The following is a 20511-nucleotide window of genomic DNA, read 5'->3' on the forward strand; positions in this document are numbered from 1 at the left end:
AGACATGCGCGTGCGGCCCGCTCTCGGAGCGGGCCGCACGCACGGGCATTACTGGGTGGCGCGGATGTCGGCCTCGACGTCGGTGAGCGAGGCGACGAGGTCTGCTGCCGGCGTGTCGACGAAGACGGCGGTGCCGCCCGACGCCTCCTGCACGCCGTCGAGGACGGTCTGCGTGTTCTGGTAGATCTCGACGAGCTTGAGGTACGTCGGGTTCTCGGCATCCTCGGCGCGCGCCGCGAAGATGTTGATGTACGGCAGCGCGTTGGGGTCCGCGGGGTCGTCGACGGCGATCGCGTCCTCGAAGCTGAGGCCCGCATCCTCGACGAAGTCGTTGTTGATGATCGCAGCGGCGACATCGGGCAGCGACGTCGCGGTGAGTGCGGCGTCGAGCGCCTCGACCTTCACCTTCGACGACGGTTCGACGTCGGCGACCGTGGAGAAGATCGAGCCGCCGTCCTTCAGCTCGACGAGACCGGCCGACTGAAGGACGAGCAGGCCTCGGGCCTGGTTGCTCTCGTCGTTGGGCACTGCGACGGTCGCACCGTCGGGGATGTCCTCGACGGACTCGTACTGGGTGGAGTAGAGGCCGAGCGGATAGATGGCTGTCGCGCCGATGGGCTGAAGGTCGTCGTCGCTCGCGACGTTGTAGGTGGCGAGGTAGATGACGTGCTGGAACTGGTTGAGGTCCAGCTCGCCGGCCGACAGGGCGGGGTTGGGCTGCGTGTACTCGCTGAAGTCGACGAGCTCGATCTCGATCCCCTCGGCAGCGGCTGCCGCCTTGTAAGTCTCCCAGTAGGGGTCGCCGGCACCGACGACGCCGATGCGGACGACCTCGTTCGAGGTGTCGCCGTCACCCGACCCGGCGTCGGCGCTCGCGCCGGCGCAGCCGGCGAGGAGGAGGGCGAGGGGGAGGGCCGCTGCGGCCGCGATCGTGAACTTCTTCGACATGTGTGATGCTCCTGTGCGTGGGACCCGCGGCGGCCAGGGCGAACACGATCATCGACCGCGCTCGCTCCGTCGCGGTACGTCTTCGACGCTACGTCGGGGATTCGGGGCCCCCGAATCGAGGCGTAACACGTGGTCACGACGGAGCGCCCGGCGTGTTCGCGAGCGCTCCCGCGACCCTGTAAGATCGTTGATCGTGCATCGCGCAAGCGGAGCGCGCCACCTTAGCTCAGTCGGCAGAGCGATTCACTCGTAATGAATAGGTCAAGGGTTCGATTCCCTTAGGTGGCTCGAATCGGAAGCGGCCGCTCTGGCGGCCGTTTTCCGTATCCGCTCACGATGAGGACCCGATGGATTCCGCGATCGACGCCCTGGTGGAGATCTTCTCGTGGGTGGGCTTCGCCGTCGGGGCTCTCGTCGCCGGGATCGCCCTGATCATGTACCTCTTCGACGGCACCTGGATGCCCGCACGCGGCGTGCTCGAGGACTCCGACCATGGGCGGCTCGTGCGCTGGTTCGACGAGGACGGCGGAGTCAACCAGGCGGTGCTCTCGCACGACCAGGAGCGCGCGCTGGAAGGCAAGGAGATGGCCGACATCTACTACCGCCGCGGCTCGCAGGGGCGCATGCGGCTGACCCAGGGGTCTCCCGCCGTGCGTGCGGTCGCCTATCTGGCCGCCGGGCTGATCGGAGTCGGAGTCCTGTCCGTCGTCGTGTCCGGCATCCTGCTCTTCACCCGCGGCTGAGCGCGCGGCTGAGCCGGGATCAGCCGATCGCCAGCAGCCCGCCGGCGACGAGCGCGAGCGCGAGTCCGGCCCACTGCACGGCCGCGACCCGTTCGCGCAGCACGACCGCCGCGAGCAGGATCGTGCCCGCCGGGTAGAGGGCGGTGAGCGCCGACACGATCGAGAGGTCGCCGCCGCGCAGCGCGAGCAGTGCGAGGGCGTTGGCGGCGGCATCCACGATTCCGCACGTCACGGCGAGCCACCACGCCCGCGCGACCGTCGGCGCAGGGGAGGGGTGCGACGGCGTGGCGTGCTCGAGGTCGGCGTGACCGGACGGGGTGACGCCGAGCCCCGCAGCCGGGCGGAGGATGGATGCCGCGCCCGTCCGGCGCCGGACGGCGCCGATCGCGAGCATGCCGATGGCGACGCCGGTGACGACGACCGTGGTCGAACGGCTGAGCACGAGCGGCACGAGCCCGCTGTCGTCCGACGTCTGATCGATGGCGATGAGGAAGCCGCCGATCGCGAGGCCCGCGCCGATCGCCATCAGCAGGCCGCGGATGCTGGGACGCACCACCTTCTCGCCGGGGATGAAGCCGACGAGCACGACCGCCACGAGCGCGACCCCGAGGCCGGCGTAGGCGAGGGCGGACAGCTCCTCCCCGTCGACGAGAAGCCCCCACAGCATCGGGGCGATCGCCGAGACGACCGCGGTGAGAGGGGACAGGATGCTCATCGGACCGATCGCCAGGCAGGCGTAGAGGAGCGCGATCGCCAGGGCGCCGAATCCCCCCGCCAGCACCCCCCACCCGATGTCGCCCGCGGTCCACTCTCCGCCGACGAATGGCTGCGCGATCAGAAGCGCGAGCAGCCCCGAGAGCGCCGCGACCGCGGTGACCACGATCGATCGCAGGCTCTTCGCCGCGAGCCCGCCGAAGAAGTCCGCCGCCCCGTAGACGAGGGCGCCGGAGAGGGCGAGCACGGCGGGCATCATCGACCCCAGCATATGGAGGTCGCGCGAGGACGATTTCGCTAGATAAGCTAGCGACATGGCGAACCCCCACCACGCCCGTCGCACTCCCACTCGGTGGCTGCGCATCGGCATTCCGGCTGTGCTCGTGCTCGTCTGGCTGGTCGTCGGGTCCGTCGGCGGCCCGTACTTCGGCAAGGTCGACGAGGTGTCCTCCAACGACCGGTCGTCCTTCCTGCCCGAGAGCGCGGACGCGACGCAGGTGAACGAGCGGCTGCCGGAGTTCCTCGGGGATGACAGCATCCCCGCGGTGGTGGTCGTCACCGGCGACGGCGACCTCACGGAGGAGCAGCTGGCCGATGTTCAGACGCTGGCGGACGACATCGCCGAGCTCGACGGTGTCCTCGACGGAGTTTCGCCGCCGATCGTGTCGGAGGACGGCGAGGCCGCGCAGATCTTCGCCCCGGTCGACGCATCGGGCGAGGTCGCCGAGATCGTCGACGAGATCCGGGCACTCGTCGTCGAGGACCTCGCCTCGCCCCTCGAGGGCTGGGTGACCGGCCCTGCGGGATTCACGGCCGATCTCGTGGCCGGATTCCTCGGCATCGACGGACTGCTCCTGGCCGTCGCGCTCATCGCGGTGTTCGTGATCCTGATCATCGTCTACCGCTCGCCGCTGCTCCCGGTGCTCGTGCTGCTGACCTCGGTGTTCGCGCTGTGCGTCGCGCTGCTGACGGTCTGGTGGCTCGCCTACGCCGGGATCTTCGTGCTCAACGGCCAGGTGCAGGGCATCCTCTTCATCCTCGTGATCGGCGCGGCGACCGACTATGCGCTGCTGTACGTGGCGCGGTTCCGCGAGGCGATCGCCGACGGCGAGAAGCGGTGGGATGCCACGCTGCGCGCCTGGCGCGGCTCGTTCGAGCCGATCCTGGCCTCGGGCGGCACGGTCATCGCGGGACTGCTCTGCCTGCTGCTCTCCGACCTCGCGACCAACCGGGCACTCGGACCGATCGCCTCGATCGGCATCGCGTTCTCGGTCCTCTCGGCGCTGACGTTCCTCCCGGCGCTCCTGGCGCTGTTCGGCCGGACGGCGTTCTGGCCGTTCATCCCCACGCAGCCGATCCCCACCATCCCCGACGACCTCACCCAGCCGGTGAAGGGGCTCTGGCCCCGTCAGGCGCGCTTCGTCGCACAGCACGCCCGCGCGGTGTGGATCGTCTGCACGGTGGTGCTGCTCGTCGGCGCGGTGGGCATCACGCAGCTGAAGGCCGACGGCGTCCCCTCGAGCGATCTCGTGCTGGGCGAGTCCGAGGCGCGCGACGGGCAGGCGGTCCTGGCGGAGCACTTCCCGGCAGGATCGGGCAGCCCCGCCTACGTGATCGTCCCCGAGGCGGACCTCGCCGGCACGGTCGAGATCCTGGAGGCCAGCGACGGCATCGAGTCCGCGGCGGTGGCATCCGAGGATTCGCCGACCGGCCAGGCCGCCGTCGAGGTCGAGGACGGCGAGCCGGTATTCACCGCGGTGGGCCCGCCGGGCACCCCCGCCCCGGAGCCGACCGTGTCGGAGGGCGACGTGCTCGTGATCGGAACCCTGACCGACGCGGCAGACTCCGTCGCCGCCGAGGAAACCGTGCGCGAGCTGCGCACCGACCTCGACGAGGCGCTCGGCGCGGGGACGGCGATCGTCGGCGGCGAGACGGCGACCGACATCGACTCGAACGACACGTCCATCCGCGACCGCACCGTGATCATCCCGGTGATCCTGCTGGTGATCCTGCTGATCCTCATGCTGCTGCTGCGGTCGATCCTCGCGCCGGTGCTGCTCATCGCGACCGTGATCCTCTCGTTCGCGACCTCGCTCGGAGTGGCCGCGCTCGTCTTCGACGGGATCTTCGCCTTCCCGGGTGCCGACCCCGCGGTGCCGCTCTACGGGTTCGTCTTCCTCGTCGCGCTGGGCGTGGACTACAACATCTTCCTGATGTCGCGGGTGAGGGAGGAGTCTGTCCCGCACGGCACGAGACCCGGCATCCTGCGAGGGCTGGTCGCCACCGGCGGCGTCATCACGTCGGCTGGACTCGTGCTGGCGGCGACCTTCGCGGCGCTCGGGGTCATCCCCATCCTGTTCCTCGCGCAGATCGCGTTCATCGTGGCCTTCGGCGTGCTCCTGGACACGTTCGTCGTGCGCTCGCTGCTCGTCCCCGCTCTCTCGTACGACATCGGCCGGGCGATCTGGTGGCCGTCGAAGCTGTGGCGCCAGGGTGTGGAGACACGAGCGGATGCCGCGCCCGGCCGCGCGGCGGAGGACGAGCCGGCGAACGTGGCCGAGGACGGGCATCCGCTCACACGAGAGGAGTACAGGCGTACGCTCGAGTCATGAGCAAGGCGCTGTTCATCGTCGACGTGCAGAACGACTTCACCGAGGGCGGGGCGCTCGGGGTCGAGGGCGGCGACGCCGTCGCCGAGCGGATCACCCGATTCCTCGAAGGTCATGCCGGCGACTACGCCGTGATCGTGGCCTCGCGCGACTGGCACGACGCCCACAACGACAACGGCGGGCACTTCCACCCGGAACCCGACTTCGTGGACTCGTGGCCGGTGCACTGCGTGAGCGGCACCGAGGGCGCCGACTACGACCCCGGCCTCGACACCGGGGCGGTGACGCACCACGTCAAGAAGGGGCAGGGTCGCCCGGCGTACTCGCTGTTCGAGGGCACGACCGACGACGGCGAGACGGTCGCGCACCTCCTCGAGGAGAACGGCGTGGTCGACGTCGACATCGCCGGGATCGCCACCGACTACTGCGTGCGGGCGTCGGCGCTCGACGCGATCGAGCACGGCCGCCGCGTGCGCGTGCTGACCGACCTCGTCGCCGGGGTCGCGGCCGCATCGAGCGACGCCGCGCTCGCCGAACTCGCCCACGCCGGAGCCGAGCTCGCCGAGTCCGGTGTCTGACGCCCCGGTGCGGGTACGGCGAGTGCTCGCCGGCGAGGGCTCGCGGGTGCGCGCGCTGCGCCTCGAGGCGCTGCAGGATCCGGCGGCGGGGATCGCGTTCCTCGAGACCCACGAGGCCGCCGCTGCGCGGCCCGGCTCCTTCTGGGACGAGCGAGCGGCGACCGCAGCGCTGTCGTCCTCGACGGCGCAGTTCGTCGCGGAGCTCGGATCCGCGTGGGTCGGCACGGCGACGGCCCTCGTGCCCGAACCCGCCCTGCCCGACTACTTCGGGCGCGTCCGCGAGGCGGGCACAGCGCTCCTGGTCGCTGTGTACGTCGCCCCCGAGCAGCGCGGCCGCGGTGTCCTCGCCCGACTGGTCTCGGCGGCGTCGGAGTGGGCGGGCGCGCGCGGGTGCGACATCCTGTTCCTCGACGTCCACGAGGACAACGCGCGTGCTCGCGCCGCCTACGCGGGGCTGGGCTTCGTCCCGACCGGCGGCACGATCGTGGGCCAGAACGGCCGGGAGCTCGAGATGTCCCGACCCATCGACGATGCCTGAGCCGCTCACGGCCGGCGCCGTCCGGCGCGGCTCGAGGAGTTCCTCGCCCGGCGGGGTGCCGACCTCAGCGCGCACGCCCGGCGGACGGCGCGCTCTGCGCTGAGCTGAGGGGTGACTCGACGACGTCGTCATGTCGGAAGCGGGCGGTAGAACGGTTGTGCCCCCGGAGAATTACGATATCTCGACCCACCGGTTAAAAGCCGGTTGCTCTGCCTCTGAGCTACGGGGGCGGAAGGAGCGAGAGCGGCGTGACGAAACTCTGCGGCACCTGTCGGCAGTCTAAGCCACTCGCGGAATTCAATCGAAAGGCATCGCGGGCGGATGGGCTGCAGGAGGTCTGCCGCGAGTGCAGCCGAGCATCCTCGCGTGCCTATTACGCGCGCAACCGTGAACGGCACGTGCGCCTCATCGTCGAGCGAACCGCGAAGCGACGGGTGGAGGCCAAGGAATTCCTCGTCGGGTACCTGCGCGCCCACCCGTGCGTCGACTGCGGCCTCGGCGACCTTCGCGTCCTCGACTTCGACCACCGACCAGGAACCGCCAAGCGCAAGGACGTCATGGCGATGGTGAAGGAGGGGTTCAGCATCCCGAAGCTGGCCGAGGAGATTGCCAAGTGCGACGTGCGCTGCCGGAACTGCCACGCGATCGTCACGCTCGAGCGTGGCGGTGACAACTGGCGCTCACGGGCGATGAGAGGCGTCGAGTAGCGCCACCGCCTCGTTCGCTCGCGGAGACCAGCAGAGAAGACCCTCAGGGTCCGTTGCCGTTTCCGCCGCCGTTGCCGTTCCCGCTGTTTCCGCCGCCGTTGCCGTTCCCGTTGTTGTTGCCGGGGCCGCTGTTGTCGTTGCCGGTTCCCGCGCCGCCATCGTCCCCAGCGCCCTCCTCCTCCGCGGGTGCCGGGGTGTCGGCCGGAGTCTCGCTCGGCTGGGGTTCTGGGGTGTCGACCACACTCGGGCTGGGCTGGGGCTCGCTGCCGTCCGCGCCCATCTGAGCCGACCACCAGAGTGCGGCCGTGGCCACGCCGATCACCAGCAGCGCTGCGACGATGATCGCGATCAGCCTGGTCCGCGGTCGCTGGTCATCGGAGGCCGGAGGCGCAGCGGTCGGAAGAGCGCCCGCCGGCGGCACCGCGGGCGGGAGAGGGGGAGCGATCGGCGCCGTGACCCCGCCCTCCACTGCAGCCGCAGCGGGCAGCAGGCGCGTCGGGCCGGTGTCGAGGATGGCCGCCTGCTGGGTCGGCTCGTCGGCGAGGGATGCCGGCAGCGGCGCTTCCCCGAGCGCCAGCCGCTCGGCGGTGATGGCCACTTCGAGCGCCGACGGCCGGTCCTCCGGCCGCATGGCGGTCATGCCGCGCAGCAGGCCGCGCCACTCCGGCTCGAGCGAGCCCGGAACCTCCGGCGGGGCGGCGAGACGGGCCATGACCGCGCCGATCCCCTCCGCGTCGGCGAACGGCCGCTCTCCGGTGAGCGCCTCCATGAGCAGCAGGCCGAGGGCATAGATGTCGGCCGGGGGAGCGGGGGCGTCGCCGCGTGCCTGTTCCGGCGCGACGTAGGCGACCGTTCCGATGATCATTCCCGGCGTGGTCACGCGGGCGGAGTCGAGGAGGTGCGCGATCCCGAAGTCGGCGAGCTTCGCCCGCCACTCGCGGCCCGGCAGCGGCGACTTCCACAGCAGCACGTTGGACGGCTTGATGTCGCGGTGGACGATCCCGGCCGAGTGTGCGACGTGCAGCGCCTCCGCCAGGTCGACGGCGATCGAGGCGACCTGCGGGGGAGGGATCGGCCCCTGCGCGATCCGCTCGCGCAGCGTGATCCCCTCGACGTACTCCATCACCAGATAGCTGACCGTGTCGTCGCTGATGTGCGCGTCGAACAGGGTCACGAGCCCGTGGTGGTTGAGGGATGCGAGCAGCGTCGTCTCGGACCTCGCGCGGTCGAGAGATCCGATCGCGTCGACGTCTCTCAGCACCTTGATCGCGACGGCGCGTCCGAGCGCTTCGTCGTCGGCGCGGTACACCCGCGCCATCCCGCCCTCGCCGATGCGCTCGCGCAGCACGTAGCGATGGTCCAGAATCTCGCCGGTCGACAGCTCGCCGGCTTCGCGCAGATCCGACATGGTCCTCCCGCCGGTCTCGCCGTCGACGGGGGGCATCGAACGGTCGGGCCGAACGGGATCCGACATTACGCCCGCGCAGGCCGAGCGACGACGGCCTTGACGCGCGCGCGGCATCCGTGCATACAGCGACGAGGCCGCCGGTGCACCTCGCCAGGCACCGGCGGCCACGCCGCCCCCGAACCGGCCGGAGCCGGCGGGTCGGTTACTGAGCGGGAGGCATCAGCACCGAGTCGATGAGGTACACGGTCGCGTTGGCGGTCTGCACGCCGCCGCAGATGACGTTCGCGCCGTTGACCATGAGGGCGTCGCCCTCTCCGGTCACCTCGAGGTCGGCACCCTGCACGGTGGTGTGGGTGCCGGGGATGTCGGCGGGTGCGACCTGGCCGGGGACCACGTGGTACGTCAGGATCGACGTGAGCGTCTCGGTGTCGGTCTTGAGCGCTTCGATCGTGGCCGGGTCGATGGCGGCGAAGGCCTCGTCGACGGGTGCGAAGACGGTGAACTCGTCACCGTTCAGCGTGTCGACCAGGTCGACCTCGGGGTTGAGCTGACCGCTCACCGCCGCGACGAGCGTCGTCAGGAGCGGGTTGTTCGAAGCCGCCGTGGCGACCGGATCCTGCGCCATGCCTGCGACCGAGCCGGCGCCGTCCGGAACGGCCTCCGCGTAGTCGGCGCAGCCGGGACCGACGAGGTTGGCCGCCGGGTCCATCTCCTCCATGGGCTCCTCGGTCTCCTCCATCGCGGGGGTCGAGGGCTCCTCGGAGGGTGCGGCGGTTCCGCCCATCGAACAGGCCGACAGGGCGAAGGTGGCTGCGAGTGCGAGGGCGAGACCGGCCGAGACGCGCTTCCTGGTGATGCGGGACATGACTTTCTCCTCTTCGAGGTCCGGTGTGGACCGTGATCTGCAGGGCCCCGCGGTGCGGGGGTGTGGCGCCGCAGGAGCGGCTACACGGGCTGTTCGGAAGGCCTCGCGAAACGGATTGGAACCGGATCGCGACGAACGATGCCGGGGAGCGGGCCGGGAGTACGGCATGCTGGAAGGCATGGTGATCGACGGGATCGACGTGCCGGAGGACGGCGCCGAACCCGTCGACCATGTCGGAGAGCTGCTCCAGCGCGTCGCGCGCGGCGACCAGGCGGCGTTCGCCCGGGTCTACGACCTCATCTCGCCGCGCGTCTTCGGACTCATCCTGCGCGTGCTCGTCGACCGGGCCCAGAGCGAGGAGGTCCTGCAGGAGGTCTTCCTCGAGGTATGGCAATCCGCCTCCCGCTTCGCTCCGAACAGAGGCCAGGGAAGGTCCTGGGTGCTCACGATCGCGCATCGCCGTGCCGTCGACCGCGTGCGGTCGGCGCAGGCGAGCACGGATCGCGACGTCCGTGCGGGCTTCCGCAACCTCGACGTCCCACATGACGGAGTGGCCGAGCAGGTCGAGCTCCGCATCGAGGGCGAGAAGGTCGCGGCCGCTCTCACCGCGTTGCCCGAAGTGCAGCGCGAGGCCCTCACCCTGGCGTACTACGGCGGTTACAGTCAGAGCGAGATCGCCGCACTGGTGGGCGCTCCACTGGGGACGATCAAGACGAGGATGCGGGACGGCTTGTCCCGCCTGAGGGCAGAGATGGGGGTGACCGCGTGATGGACGAGAAGGAGTTCGCCGAGCTGGCGGCCGGTTACGCGCTGGACGCGCTGTCGCCCGACGATCGCCGCACGTTCGACGCCGCGCGAGCCGCGCACCCCGAATGGGAGCACTGGATCGAGGCGGATGCCGCGACCATCGACGCTCTGGCCGACGGCGTTCCCTCCGCCGCACCTCCGCTCACCCTCCGCTCCAACCTGCTCTCGCGCATCGCCACGATGCCGCAACTGCCTGACATCGACGCCGCGGCCGCCGCAGCCGCCGATCCCGTGGCCGCCGATCCCGTGGCCGCCGCGGAACCCGTCGTCGCTGCACCGGATGTCCCCGGCGACACCCCGGTCGTCGATCCCGCGCCGACGACGACAGCCATCCAGGCAATCTCACGGCGCAACTGGACGCGCGGCCTCCTCACGCTGGCGGCATCGCTCGTGATCCTCGTGGTCCTGGGCTTCGGGGCGGCGACGGTCAACGAGTACGTCAACCGCACGCCCGAGACGGCGGCCCTCCAGCAGATCGAGGCGGCCCCCGACTCGCAGGCGGCCACCGCCGACCTCGAGGACGGCGGCACGATGACCGCCCACTGGTCGGAGTCGGTCGGCAAGGCGGTGCTGGTCTCGACGGGGCTCCCGGAGATCGCCGAGGACCAGAGCTTCGAGCTGTGGTTCGTCCGCGACGGCGAGGCGCTCTCTGCGGGCACGTTCGAGCCGACCGCGGACGGCGGCTCGACGACCCTGCTCGAGGGCGCGCTGGAGGCCGGCGACGTCATCGCCGTGACGGTCGAGCCCGAGGGCGGATCGCCGGACGGCCAGCCGTCCTCCGAGCCGATCGTCCAGATCCCGACCGCCTGAGCCCCGAACGGCTGGGCCCGACCGACCGAGCCGGTGGGGGTGCACGAGCGGTAGCGTGAGGGCGTGGCATCCGCCCCTCAGTCGACCGACACTCTCGTGCACCTGCGCCGCGCACGCGACCTCATGGACCGCGACTACGCCGAGCCTCTCGACGTGCCCACGATGGCTGCGAAGGCGCTCATGTCGCCCGCGCACTTCTCCCGGGAGTTCAAGTCCGCGTACGGCGAGACCCCGTATGCGTACCTCATGACGCGGCGCATCGAGCGCGCGATGGCGCTGCTGCGCGCGGGAGCCTCGGTGACGGATGCCTGCACCGCCGTCGGTGCGACGTCGCTGGGCTCGTTCAGCTCGACGTTCACCGAGATCGTCGGCGAGACGCCGAGCTCCTACCGGTCGCGGCCCCACGACGCCGCCGAGGCGATGCCGCTGTGCGTCGCGAAGATCCTCACGCGCCCGCGGCGGTGAGGGGCGATCCAGCAGGATCGGAGAAGCACGGCCGCGGGGCCTGATCTAGCGTGGCATCCATGACCAGCATCTCTCTCGCCTACTGTCCCATCACCGTCGACGACGTCGAGGCCGCGATCCCGTTCTATCGCGACGGACTCGGACTCGAGATCGTCAACGACGTCGCCTACGACGGCCACCGCTGGGTGAGCTTCGGCCTGGCCGGACAGGAGGGCCTCTCGCTCGTCGTGTCCGATCCGCTCGCCGGCCGCTCGCCCGAGGACGGCGATGCGCTGCAGCGCCTCGTCGTGAAGGGGTCGGGTCCCGGCCCGTACGTCTTCTCGACGACCGACATCGACGCCACGTTCGAGCGCCTGCGGGCATTCGGCGCGGAAGTGCTCCAGGAGCCCATCGAGCAGGCGTGGGGTCCGCGCGACTGCGCGTTCCGCGACCCGTCGGGCAACCACATCCGCATCAACCAGGTGTGACGATGTGCCTGCCGTGGGACGCCGCTGTGCGCCCAGGGAGCAGGGCTGAAGGCGCGGTCGACGCATCGGATGCCGCATCCCGCCGCTCTCCCGCTGAGATGTCCTCCGTTCGGGGCGGCGTCGACGCGCACCGGCCAGCGGTGCCGAGGAGGCCGGTAGCCTTGACGGGGTGAGCGACGAGTACCGCGGCTTCCACAAGCCCGTCCGCCGGCCGGCGGAGCTGTTCGACCGGCTGTTCGCGGCCGACGACCCCGCCGAGGTGTCGCGCGTCGCGCATTCGACCGCGCACGCCCTGCTCACCCGCGTGAGGGCCGACCCCGACGGGCAGGTCGTGGATCGCCTGGTGGCGTTCACCGACGAGCACGGCATCGACGACATCGCCGAGCTGTGGTCCCGCTCGCCCGCGAAGACCCTCCCCGGCGCGCTCTGGCGGCTGTACCTGCTGCAGCTGATGATCCACGACGATGCGAGGACGGCGGCGCTGCTGTACGAGCGCGGCCGCGCCGAGCTCATCTCGGCGGACGAGGTCGTCGCCGGAGCCCCGACGCCGGCCGGACCCGACGAGCTCGTGGCGCTCATCGACCAGATCCTGCGGGGTCTCTTCGAGGGGGACTTCGCCGTCGCGCTGGACCGCGCGGCCGCATTCTGCCGCGTCCAGGCGGCCGGCGCCACGCACCTCGCCGACGATTACGACCCGACCGAGCCGGAGCGGGGATCCGTGCTGACGACGCGCGCGCTGCGGCTCTCGGATTACGCCGCCGACCTGTCCGCGTGCGCCGCGCTGTGGCGGCGGGACGCCCTGACCTGAACGGCGCATCCCGGATCGCCGTTCTCAGGCGGCGCCGGCGCTGTCTGAGCGGCGCATAACTCCTGCAGTTTCGCCGCTGCGGGCCGGATATCGCCCTGCTCGCCCGCCGAACCTCCCAAACTGCAGGAGTTATGCGCCGGGCGCGGGTGGCCGGGGCGGGCGCGGGTGGCCGGGGCGGCAGGGGCGGGCGGCCGGAGCGGCAGGGGCGGGCGGCCGTGTGGTTCGATACGGCGCTGCGCGCTTACTCAACCGTGACCCGGCGCGCATCGACGCGGGCTGCGCTCGCATCGATCCGCGCCGCGTCAGAAGTGCCGGGCCGCAGAACGCCTCTCGGCGCGAGGCCGCTCGCAGCGGCAGAAGATGGAGCCCGGGGTTACTGCGGCCCGGCCGATCCAGTGTAACCGAGGCGGGGCGCCGGGCATTCCCGGCCGTAGGCTCTTGACATGACCTGGCGCTTCGCACTCGTGCTCGAACCCGCGGCATCCGACGACCTCCGCGACGACTTCGCGCCGACGTTCCGTGAGATCGATCCGGCGGCGCCGGCGCTGAGCGTGGGCGAGCTCAGCACGCAGCGGGGCGACGGGATCTTCGAGTCGATCGGCGTCGTGAACGGCCACGCGCAGGAGGTCGTGCCCCACCTGGAGCGCCTCGCCCACTCCGCGTCGCTGTGCGACCTCCCCGCGCCGAACCTCGCGCAGTGGCGCCAGGCTGTGGCCGCTGCGGCCGCCCACTGCCCGCCGGAGGGAGAGGGCGTGATCAAGCTCATCCTGAGCCGCGGCGTCGAGCACGGACCGGCACCCACGGCATGGGTGACGGCGGCTCAGGCGCCGGACAACTCCGTCCCGCGCGAGCGCGGCGTGCGGGTGGTCACGCTCGATCGGGGCTACGCGATCGACACCCCTGCCCGGGCCCCCTGGCTGCTCCTCGGCGCGAAGACGCTGTCGTACGCGGTCAACATGGCCGCGATCCGCGAGGCGAAGCGGCGCGGCGCCGACGACGCCGTCTTCGTCACCTCCGACGGCTTCGTGCTCGAGGCGCCGACGGCCTCCCTCGTCCTGCGGGTGGGCGGCCGCTTCGTCACGCCGGCGCCGAATGCCGGCATCCTTCACGGCACGACCCAGTTGAGCCTCTTCGCGCATCTCGAAGAGCTCGGTCTTGAGACCGCGTACGAGACGATCCCCGTCTCGGCGCTGACCGAAGCGGATGCCGCGTGGCTGCTGTCGAGCGTGCGTCTGGCGGCTCCGATCTCGGCCATCGACGGCGCCGAGCTTGCGGTCGACCGCGCGCTGACCGCTTCCTTCAACGAGTATCTGCTGAGCCCGCGGGACTGAGTCAGCGGGTGACGCCCGACAGTTCGCGGCGGGCGCGCGCGATCATGCCCCGCATGAGCACGGCGAGCGACAGCCGCAGCGGCAGCGACCACAGCCTCCCGCCGCGCCCCTTGAACCGCATGGCGGTCACGACACGCACGAGCGCGCGCTCCTCGTCCACGCCGATCCCGACGCGCATGTCGACGCGGCGCGCATCGACCGACACGAGGGCCTCCTCGCCCTCGACGCGCCGCACGGCGAAGGCGTCGCAGCGTGGCCGCTCGCGGCGCAGCATCGATCCGACGACGACCGCGGCGGCCAGCCAGCGGGGGAGCGCGGCGCGCGAGAAGAGGTTGCGCGCCCACGCCGCCGGATCGGCCGTGGCGTGCGCGGGGAGCACGTCGATCCACACGTGGGTGTAGTCGGGGTCGCTGATGTCAGCCAAAGCGAGCGACCAGAACGCCGGTTGCCTCATCCCGCCTCCGAGAGCCATACGCATCCGTATGGTGCGTGAAGGCGAGACTATACGGTACGGTACGGAAATGGCAAGGCTCACCCGTGAGGACTGGATCGCCGCCGGGTACGAGAGCTTCAGCGCCGCCGGCATCACGGCAGTCGCCGTCGAGCCCGTGGCGCGCGCCCTCGGCGCCACGAAGGGCTCGTTCTACTGGCACTTCGCCGACCGGCGCGAACTGGTCGACGCCGTCCTCGGCCGCTGGCGCGAGCTCGAGACCGAGCACCTGATCGACGAGGTGGAGCGCGTCCAGCCCGCATCGGCTCGCCTGCCGGCACTCCTCGAGCTCATCGCGCGCCGCACGGGGCGCCGATCGGGGGAGCGCACGCTGTACGCCGATGCGACCGGCCCGGTCCGCGCCGTCGTCTCCGCCGTGACGGAGCGGCGCGTCGCCTACCTCGCCTCGCTGGTGGAGGCATCCGGGATCGCCCCCGACGAGGCGCGCCGCCGCGCCGTGATCATCGTCTCAGCTGTGATCGGCTACCAGCAGCTCGTGTCAGGCGGGTGGGATGCCGCATCCGATCCTCGCTCGCTGGTGGACACGCTGCACGCCCTCGCCTCCGGCGCCTCCTGAATCACGAAGACCCCCGTCCGAAGGCAGGGGTCCTCGCGAGCGACGCTCAACCGAATCGGCCGGAGACGTAGTCCTCGGTGGCCTGCACGGACGGGGTCGTGAAGATCGACTTGGTGTCGTCGTACTCGATGAGCTTCCCGGGCTTGCCGGTGCCGGCGATGTTGAAGAACGCCGTCCGGTCGCTCACGCGCGAGGCCTGCTGCATGTTGTGGGTGACGATGACGACCGTGTAGTCGTGCTTGAGCTCGCCGATCAGCTCCTCGATCGCGTAGGTCGAGATCGGGTCCAGCGCCGAGCACGGCTCGTCCATGAGGATGACCTCGGGCGAGACCGCGATCGCGCGGGCGATGCACAGACGCTGCTGCTGTCCGCCGGAGAGGCCCGACCCCGGCTTGTCGAGGCGGTCCTTGACCTCGTTCCAGAGGTTGGCGCCCTGGAGGGACTTCTCGACGAGAGCGTCGCTGTCGGACTTCGAGATGCGCTTGTTGTTGAGCTTGACGCCCGCCAGCACGTTCTCGCGGATCGACATCGTGGGAAACGGGTTGGGGCGCTGGAACACCATGCCCACCTGACGGCGCACGAGCACCGGGTCGACGTTCGCGCCGTACAGGTCGTCGCCGTCGAGCAGCACCTGACCTTCGACGCGGGCGCCCGGGATGACCTCGTGCATGCGGTTCAGGGTGCGCAGGAACGTCGACTTGCCGCAGCCCGACGGGCCGATGAAGGCGGTGACGCTGCGGGGTTCGATGTCGAGCGAGACGCCCTCCACGGCCAGGAAGTCGCCGTAGTAGACGTTCAGATCGTTGACTTCGATGCTCTTGGACACGATTCCTCTGATTTCGCTTCGGGAAGTTTCGGGGGCGCGCTCAGCGGCCCAGCTTGGGGGAGAAGATCTTCGCGACCAGTCGCGCGACGAGATTGAGCACCATCACGATGACGATGAGCACGAGCGCGGCGGCCCACGCACGGTCGTGGTAAGCCTGCACCGGGATGCCCGCGTACATGTACTGCGTGTACGCGAAGACCGGCAGGGTCATCATCCGGCCCTCGAACAGGTTGTAGTTCATGGATGTCGCGACCCCGGCGGTCAGCAGCAGCGGGGCCGTCTCGCCGATGACGCGCGAGATCGACAGCATGACGCCGGTCGTGATGCCGGCGATGGATGTCGGGATCACGACCTTCGCGATGGTCAGCCACTTCGGCACGCCGAGCGCGTACGCGGCCTCGCGCAGCTCGTTGGGCACGAGCCGCAGCATCTCCTCGCTGGAGCGGACCACGACCGGGATCATCAGCACCGACAGCGCGATCGAGCCCATGATGCCCATGCGGATGCCAGGCCCGAAGAACAGGGCGAACAGGGCGTATGCGAACAGACCGGCGACGATCGACGGGATGCCGGTCATGACGTCGACGAGGAACGTGATGCCCTGCGCGATCCGCTTGCCGGCACCGTACTCCACGAGGTAGATCGCGGTGAAGATGCCGATCGGGATCGAGATGATCGCCGCCGCGAGCGTGATGAGGAGCGTGCCGACGATCGCGTGCAGCGCGCCGCCGCCTTCGCCGACCACGTTGCGCATCGAGCTGTTGAAGAACTCCGCTGACAGGCCAGCGATGCCGTTGACGAGCACCGTCCAGGCGACGGAGACGAGGGGCACCATGGCGACGCCGAACGCGACGGTGACGACGCCCGTGACGAGACGGTCGACGCCCTTGCGGCGCCCCTCGACCACGCTCGAGATCACCAGGATGAGGACCAGATAGACGAGCGCCGTGACGACCGCCCAGCCGGCGATGCTGAACTCGGTGCCGGCGGCGAGCGCCATCACCCCGAACACGAGCGCGGTGATCCCGCCGCTCGCGACGAGCAGGCCCCAGGGCGCCCAGGTCGGGAGATGTCCGCTGGTGAGCCGCTGGTGCTCGCGCACCAGGGTCTCGGGAGCGTTCTGCGACGGGGGAGCAGTCACGATGGTCATGTCAGTTGGCTCCCGAGAATTCCTTGCGCCGGCTGACGATCCAGCGTGCGACCGCGTTCACGGCGAAGGTGACGATGAAGAGGATGAGACCCGTGGCGATGAGGACGTTGATGTTCGTCCCGTAGGCCTCGGGGAAGGTCAGCGCGATGTTCGCGGGGATCGTGCTGGGGTTCTCGGACGTGAAGAGCTGGAAGGTGATCACGCCGGTCGCGGAGAGGACCATGGCGACGGCCATCGTCTCGCCGAGCGCGCGGCCGAGGCCCAGCATCGAGGCAGAGACGATGCCGCTGCGGCCGAAGGGGAAGACGGCCATGCGGATCATCTCCCAGCGGGTCGCACCCAGGGCGAGCGCGGCCTCCTCGTGGAGCACCGGCGTCTGCAGGAAGATCTCGCGGCAGATGGCGGTGATGATCGGCACGACCATGACGGCGAGCACGATGGCGGCGGTGAAGATCGTGCGACCTGTCGCGGAGACGGTGCCGCCGAACAGCGGGAACCAGCCCATGTTCTCGTTCAGCCACGCGTAGACAGGCTGGACGGCGGGGGCGAGCACCAGAATCCCCCAGAGGCCGAAGACGACGGAAGGGACCGCGGCCAGGAGGTCGACCACGTAGCCGAGGCTCTGCGCGAGGCGGCGCGGCGCGTAGTGCGAGATGAAGAGGGCCACCGACACGGCGAGCGGCACGGCCATGAGCAGCGCGAGGAACGAGGCCCACACGGTGCCGAATGCCAGCGGCCAGACGTATGCCCAGAAGTTGCTCGTCAGGATCGACGCGGTCTCGCTGGTCGCGGTGAGACCGGGGATGGACTGGACGACGAGGAAGATCGCGACGGCGGCGAGGGTCACGAGGATCATGGAGCCGGCGGCCAGCGCCGTGCCCGAGAACCAGCGGTCGCCCGGCCGCTGCTTGACCTTGCCCGCGGCGGGGGCGGTGGTCGTGGTCATGGTGTCCTTCTGGTCGGGTCCAACGGGGTGAGACCCGGTCCCGGCGGATGCCGGAACCGGGTCTCGGGGTCTTACTCGACGACGATCAGTTCGATCGCGGCGTTGATCTGCTCGGCGAGAGCCTCGGAGATCGGCGCGCTGCCGGCCGCGGCCGCAGCGGCGTCCTGGCCCGCGGGGCTCGCGACGTACTGGAGGTAGCCCTTGACGAGCGGCGCATTCGCCGGGTCGGCGTACTCCTGGCACGCGATCATGTAGCTCACGAGCACGATCGGGTAGACGCCGGCCTCGTCGGATGCGCGGTCGAGCGTGATGGCGAGGTCGCCCTCGCCGCGGCCCTCCTCGAACGGCGACGCGTCGACGATCGCGGCCGCGGCCTCGGGCGAGTAGGTGACGAACTCGTCGCCGACCTGCACCGAAGCGGTGGACAGGCCCTCCTCGGCTGCACGCGACGCGTCAGCATAGCCGATCGTTCCGTTGCCGCCGGCGACGGCCGACACGACGCCCGAGGTGCCCTGGGCGGCCTCGCCGGTGTCGAGCGGCCAGACGCCGTCGGGCTCAGCGGTCCACGCGTCGGGCGCGGCCTGGAACAGGTAGTCGGTGAAGTTCTCGGTGGTGCCGGAGTCGTCGGCGCGGTGCACCGGCGTCACGGCCAGGTCGGGAAGCTCGACATCGGCATTCAGCGCCGCGATCGCCGAGTCGTTCCAGTTCGTGATCTCGCCCGAGAACAGGCCGGCGATCGTCGCCGCATCGAGGTTGAGCGCGTCGACGCCTTCGATGTTGAAGATGACCGCGATGGGGGAGATGTAGGTCGGGACCTCGATGATGCCCGAGCCGTCGACGCAGCCGTCGAAGGGACCCGCCTCGATCTCCTCGATGGTGAACGCGCGGTCCGATCCCGCGAAGGGGAACGCGCCGGCCTGGAACGACTCGCGGCCCGCGCCGGAGCCGGCCGGGTCGTAGGTCACGTCGACCTCCGGGTTGGAGGTCTGGAAGCCGGCGGTCCACGCCGCGACGGCGACCTCCTGCGCGGACGAGCCGCCACCGGCGATCGCGCCGGAGAGGTCGGAGGTGGTGGGCTCGCCGGACGAGCCACCCGAGGGCGTCTCGTTGGCGGCGCAGCCGGCGAGGGCGAGGGCCGCGACTGCGGCGACAGCGCCCACCTGGGCGATGCGGGAGATCTTCACTGTGTGAATCCTTCACGTGTCAGGGAAATGAGGCCCAAGAGGGCTTCGGGTAGCGAACCCGGTGCAGGGCTCGCACTGAAACGTAGGCTCGGACTCTTAAGAGACTGCGCTCGGACGGTGAACGGGAGGTGAACGGGGCGCCGACATCCCGGCACCCCGAAGGGCATCCGTTCACCTGCCCTCGGCGCTCAGACCTTCGGCGTGTGCGTCTCGATCGCCACGATGCCCGACCCCGGATTGTCGACCGAGAGGTGCGCGACCGAGAACGCCCCCGGCTCCAGCGCCGAAGCGCTGCCCAGGTACGACCCGCGGAGCGTGCCCGTGGCCAGGGCGAGCTCCGAGAGGATGTCGGGCAGCACGGGGCCGTGGCTGCACAGCACGGCGGCCTTCCGCGCCCGCACCCTTTGACCGATCACGGTGCGCGCGTCGGACTCGCCGACCTCCCACGCGTCCTGACCGATGAGAGAGCTCTTGTCCACCTTGCGGCCGACCGCGGCCGCGAGGGGAGCCACCGTCTTCATGCACCGGACGGCGGGGCTCGACACGATCTTCTGCGCGCCGAAGGCGAGGAGCGGACCGACGATCGAATACGCCTGCTTCTTGCCGCGCGGCGAGAGCGGGCGCGCGGCATCCGTCCCCTGCCACTCGTCGCGGGAGAGCGCTTTGGCGTGGCGCAGCGCGATGATCGGGAAGGTGCGCAGCACGCCCTCGTCGACCAGCCGCAGGAAGTTCTCGAGGATCTCGACGTCCACCGGATAGCTCAGCCGGGAGAGCGCCTTCTTGGGCGTCATCCATTCGAGGGCCGCGATCTCCTTGTTGGGGATGAACGCGGATGCCCGGATCGCGGCATCCGTCGCCTCGGCGGCCCAGTAGTGCACGATCTTGGTGCGCTTGCTGGGCAGGCGGTAGCGCGAGACCCCCACCGGCACCCCGAGGGCGACCCGGATGCCCGTCTCCTCGAAGATCTCGCGCGCGGCGGTCTCGGCGAGCATCTCGCCGGGGTCGACCTTGCCCTTGGGGAGCGTGATGTCGCGGTAGCGGGTGCGGTGGATCAGGAGCACGCGCAGCTTGCCGTCGACGACGCGCCAGACGACCCCGCCCGCGGCGTAGACCGCGGTCTCGGTCATCGCACCGCGCGTGCTCGCCGGCGGCGCTGCACGTTGGCCATGGTGCGGTCCTGCACGTCGACGAGGATCTTGCCGTCCTCGCCGACCGAGTGACGCGTCCACTCGCCGTCGGGTCCGAGGTGCCACGAGGTGGAGGTGTCGCTCATCGCGAGGTCGAAGAAGTCGCCGAGCTCCTTGACGTGTCCCGGCGCGACGACGCGCACGAGCGCCTCGACGCGGCGGTCGAGGTTGCGGTGCATCATGTCGGCGCTGCCGATGTAGACCTGCGGATCGCCGTCGTTGTGGAACGAGAAGATGCGCGAGTGCTCGAGGTAGCGGCCCAGGATGCTGCGCACGCGGATGTTCTCGCTCATCCCGGGGACCCCCGGCTTGAGCGAGCAGATGCCGCGCACCCACACGTCGACCTTCACCCC

General features: G+C 70.6%; 22 protein-coding genes, 2 tRNA genes and 1 pseudogene. 13 read left to right on the forward strand and 12 right to left on the reverse strand.

The genetic code is table 11. The annotated features are described in order from the left end of the window. Nucleotides 1-48: 48 nt before the first annotated feature. On the reverse strand, nt 49-948 hold the full coding sequence (locus tag ACE3O1_RS01910; RefSeq protein ID WP_374311867.1) for a MetQ/NlpA family ABC transporter substrate-binding protein: 900 nt from the start codon (nt 946-948) through the stop codon (nt 49-51). A 215-nt stretch (nt 949-1163) separates the two neighbouring features. Between ACE3O1_RS01910 and ACE3O1_RS01915 the strand changes: the two genes are divergently transcribed. Together ACE3O1_RS01915 and ACE3O1_RS01920 are read left to right on the forward strand one after the other, a co-directional pair. Beyond that, nucleotides 1164-1236, forward strand: a tRNA-Thr gene (locus tag ACE3O1_RS01915). A 59-nt stretch (nt 1237-1295) separates the two neighbouring features. Continuing rightward, nucleotides 1296-1691, forward strand: coding sequence for a hypothetical protein (locus ACE3O1_RS01920; RefSeq protein WP_374311869.1), 396 nt, complete (start codon nt 1296-1298; stop codon nt 1689-1691). A 19-nt stretch (nt 1692-1710) separates the two neighbouring features. Here the strand turns inward: ACE3O1_RS01920 and ACE3O1_RS01925 are convergent, their stop codons facing one another. Next, a complete protein-coding gene (locus tag ACE3O1_RS01925; RefSeq protein WP_374311871.1) occupies nt 1711-2664 on the reverse strand; it encodes an EamA family transporter in 954 nt (317 codons plus the stop codon). 55 nt (nt 2665-2719) lie between these two features. On the opposite strand from ACE3O1_RS01925, the gene ACE3O1_RS01930 reads away from it, so the two are divergent. Genes ACE3O1_RS01930 through ACE3O1_RS01940 form a run of 3 tightly spaced genes read left to right on the forward strand, consistent with a single transcriptional unit; the run spans nt 2720 to nt 6130 of the window. Then, nucleotides 2720-5017, forward strand: coding sequence for an efflux RND transporter permease subunit (locus ACE3O1_RS01930; RefSeq protein ID WP_374311873.1), 2298 nt, complete (start codon nt 2720-2722; stop codon nt 5015-5017). Then, nucleotides 5014-5592: an isochorismatase family protein gene (locus ACE3O1_RS01935; RefSeq protein WP_374311875.1), complete on the forward strand. Its 579-nt coding sequence runs from the start codon at nt 5014-5016 to the stop codon at nt 5590-5592. The genes ACE3O1_RS01930 and ACE3O1_RS01935 overlap by 4 nt, the downstream gene beginning before the upstream one ends. After that, nucleotides 5585-6130, forward strand: a complete 546-nt coding sequence (locus ACE3O1_RS01940; RefSeq protein ID WP_374311877.1) for a GNAT family N-acetyltransferase — start codon at nt 5585-5587, stop codon at nt 6128-6130. Before ACE3O1_RS01935 ends, ACE3O1_RS01940 begins: the two co-directional genes overlap by 8 nt. A gap of 158 nt (nt 6131-6288) precedes the next feature. Here the strand turns inward: ACE3O1_RS01940 and ACE3O1_RS01945 are convergent. Next, nucleotides 6289-6360: transfer RNA gene (locus ACE3O1_RS01945), tRNA-Lys, on the reverse strand. A 168-nt stretch (nt 6361-6528) separates the two neighbouring features. Between ACE3O1_RS01945 and ACE3O1_RS01950 the strand changes: the two genes are divergently transcribed. Continuing rightward, entirely contained in the window at nt 6529-6837 is a 309-nt protein-coding gene (locus ACE3O1_RS01950; protein ID WP_374311879.1) for a hypothetical protein, read from the forward strand. Between the two features lie 43 nt (nt 6838-6880). Here ACE3O1_RS01950 and ACE3O1_RS01955 read toward each other — a convergent pair whose 3' ends face one another. Further along, complete coding sequence (locus ACE3O1_RS01955) at nt 6881-8281, reverse strand: protein kinase (RefSeq protein ID WP_374311881.1); 1401 nt, start codon at nt 8279-8281, stop codon at nt 6881-6883. A 166-nt stretch (nt 8282-8447) separates the two neighbouring features. Continuing rightward, a complete protein-coding gene (locus ACE3O1_RS01960; RefSeq protein ID WP_374311883.1) occupies nt 8448-9110 on the reverse strand; it encodes a fasciclin domain-containing protein in 663 nt (220 codons plus the stop codon). A 166-nt stretch (nt 9111-9276) separates the two neighbouring features. Here ACE3O1_RS01960 and sigK point away from each other — a divergent pair, with 166 nt between their 5' ends. From sigK to ACE3O1_RS01990, 6 genes are all read left to right on the forward strand, one after another. Beyond that, on the forward strand, nt 9277-9879 hold the full coding sequence (sigK, locus tag ACE3O1_RS01965) for an ECF RNA polymerase sigma factor SigK (RefSeq protein WP_374311885.1): 603 nt from the start codon (nt 9277-9279) through the stop codon (nt 9877-9879). After that, nucleotides 9879-10727 carry an anti-sigma factor domain-containing protein gene (locus tag ACE3O1_RS01970; protein WP_374311911.1) on the forward strand — a complete coding sequence of 283 codons (849 nt, stop codon included), beginning with the start codon at nt 9879-9881 and terminating at the stop codon, nt 10725-10727. The genes sigK and ACE3O1_RS01970 overlap by 1 nt, the downstream gene beginning before the upstream one ends. 123 nt (nt 10728-10850) lie before the next feature. Further along, complete coding sequence (locus ACE3O1_RS01975) at nt 10851-11192, forward strand: helix-turn-helix transcriptional regulator (RefSeq protein ID WP_374311913.1); 342 nt, start codon at nt 10851-10853, stop codon at nt 11190-11192. A 59-nt stretch (nt 11193-11251) separates the two neighbouring features. Continuing rightward, nucleotides 11252-11659 (forward strand): VOC family protein, encoded by a 408-nt coding sequence (locus tag ACE3O1_RS01980; RefSeq protein ID WP_374311887.1) that lies wholly within the window; start codon nt 11252-11254, stop codon nt 11657-11659. A gap of 169 nt (nt 11660-11828) precedes the next feature. Next, entirely contained in the window at nt 11829-12467 is a 639-nt protein-coding gene (locus ACE3O1_RS01985; RefSeq protein WP_374311889.1) for a DNA-directed RNA polymerase subunit beta, read from the forward strand. Between the two features lie 443 nt (nt 12468-12910). After that, nucleotides 12911-13798: an aminodeoxychorismate lyase gene (locus ACE3O1_RS01990; protein WP_374311891.1), complete on the forward strand. Its 888-nt coding sequence runs from the start codon at nt 12911-12913 to the stop codon at nt 13796-13798. A gap of 1 nt (nt 13799) precedes the next feature. On the opposite strand, the gene ACE3O1_RS01995 is transcribed toward ACE3O1_RS01990, so the two are convergent. Continuing rightward, nucleotides 13800-14252 carry a DUF2867 domain-containing protein gene (locus ACE3O1_RS01995; RefSeq protein ID WP_374311893.1) on the reverse strand — a complete coding sequence of 151 codons (453 nt, stop codon included), beginning with the start codon at nt 14250-14252 and terminating at the stop codon, nt 13800-13802. A gap of 67 nt (nt 14253-14319) precedes the next feature. On the opposite strand from ACE3O1_RS01995, the gene ACE3O1_RS02000 reads away from it, so the two are divergent. Continuing rightward, complete coding sequence (locus tag ACE3O1_RS02000) at nt 14320-14865, forward strand: TetR/AcrR family transcriptional regulator (RefSeq protein WP_374311895.1); 546 nt, start codon at nt 14320-14322, stop codon at nt 14863-14865. Between the two features lie 46 nt (nt 14866-14911). Here ACE3O1_RS02000 and pstB read toward each other — a convergent pair whose 3' ends face one another. From pstB to ACE3O1_RS02030, 6 genes and pseudogenes are all read right to left on the reverse strand, one after another. Then, nucleotides 14912-15691: a phosphate ABC transporter ATP-binding protein PstB gene (gene pstB / locus ACE3O1_RS02005; protein WP_374311897.1), complete on the reverse strand. Its 780-nt coding sequence runs from the start codon at nt 15689-15691 to the stop codon at nt 14912-14914. Between the two features lie 40 nt (nt 15692-15731). Beyond that, nucleotides 15732-16841 (reverse strand): phosphate ABC transporter permease PstA, encoded by a 1110-nt coding sequence (pstA, locus tag ACE3O1_RS02010; protein ID WP_374311899.1) that lies wholly within the window; start codon nt 16839-16841, stop codon nt 15732-15734. A gap of 1 nt (nt 16842) precedes the next feature. Further along, nucleotides 16843-17787, reverse strand: coding sequence for a phosphate ABC transporter permease subunit PstC (pstC, locus tag ACE3O1_RS02015; RefSeq protein WP_374311901.1), 945 nt, complete (start codon nt 17785-17787; stop codon nt 16843-16845). A gap of 71 nt (nt 17788-17858) precedes the next feature. Continuing rightward, nucleotides 17859-18971, reverse strand: coding sequence for a phosphate ABC transporter substrate-binding protein PstS (locus tag ACE3O1_RS02020; RefSeq protein WP_374311903.1), 1113 nt, complete (start codon nt 18969-18971; stop codon nt 17859-17861). 188 nt (nt 18972-19159) lie between these two features. After that, on the reverse strand, nt 19160-20098 hold the full coding sequence (locus ACE3O1_RS02025; RefSeq protein ID WP_374311905.1) for an NUDIX domain-containing protein: 939 nt from the start codon (nt 20096-20098) through the stop codon (nt 19160-19162). After that, nucleotides 20095-20511: pseudogene (locus ACE3O1_RS02030) on the reverse strand (RNA degradosome polyphosphate kinase); the annotation flags it as partial. The gene ACE3O1_RS02025 and the pseudogene ACE3O1_RS02030, both read right to left, overlap by 4 nt.

Origin of the sequence: Microbacterium sp., from assembly GCF_041909575.1 — a bacterium.
Taxonomy (GTDB): Bacteria; Actinomycetota; Actinomycetes; order Actinomycetales; family Microbacteriaceae; genus Microbacterium.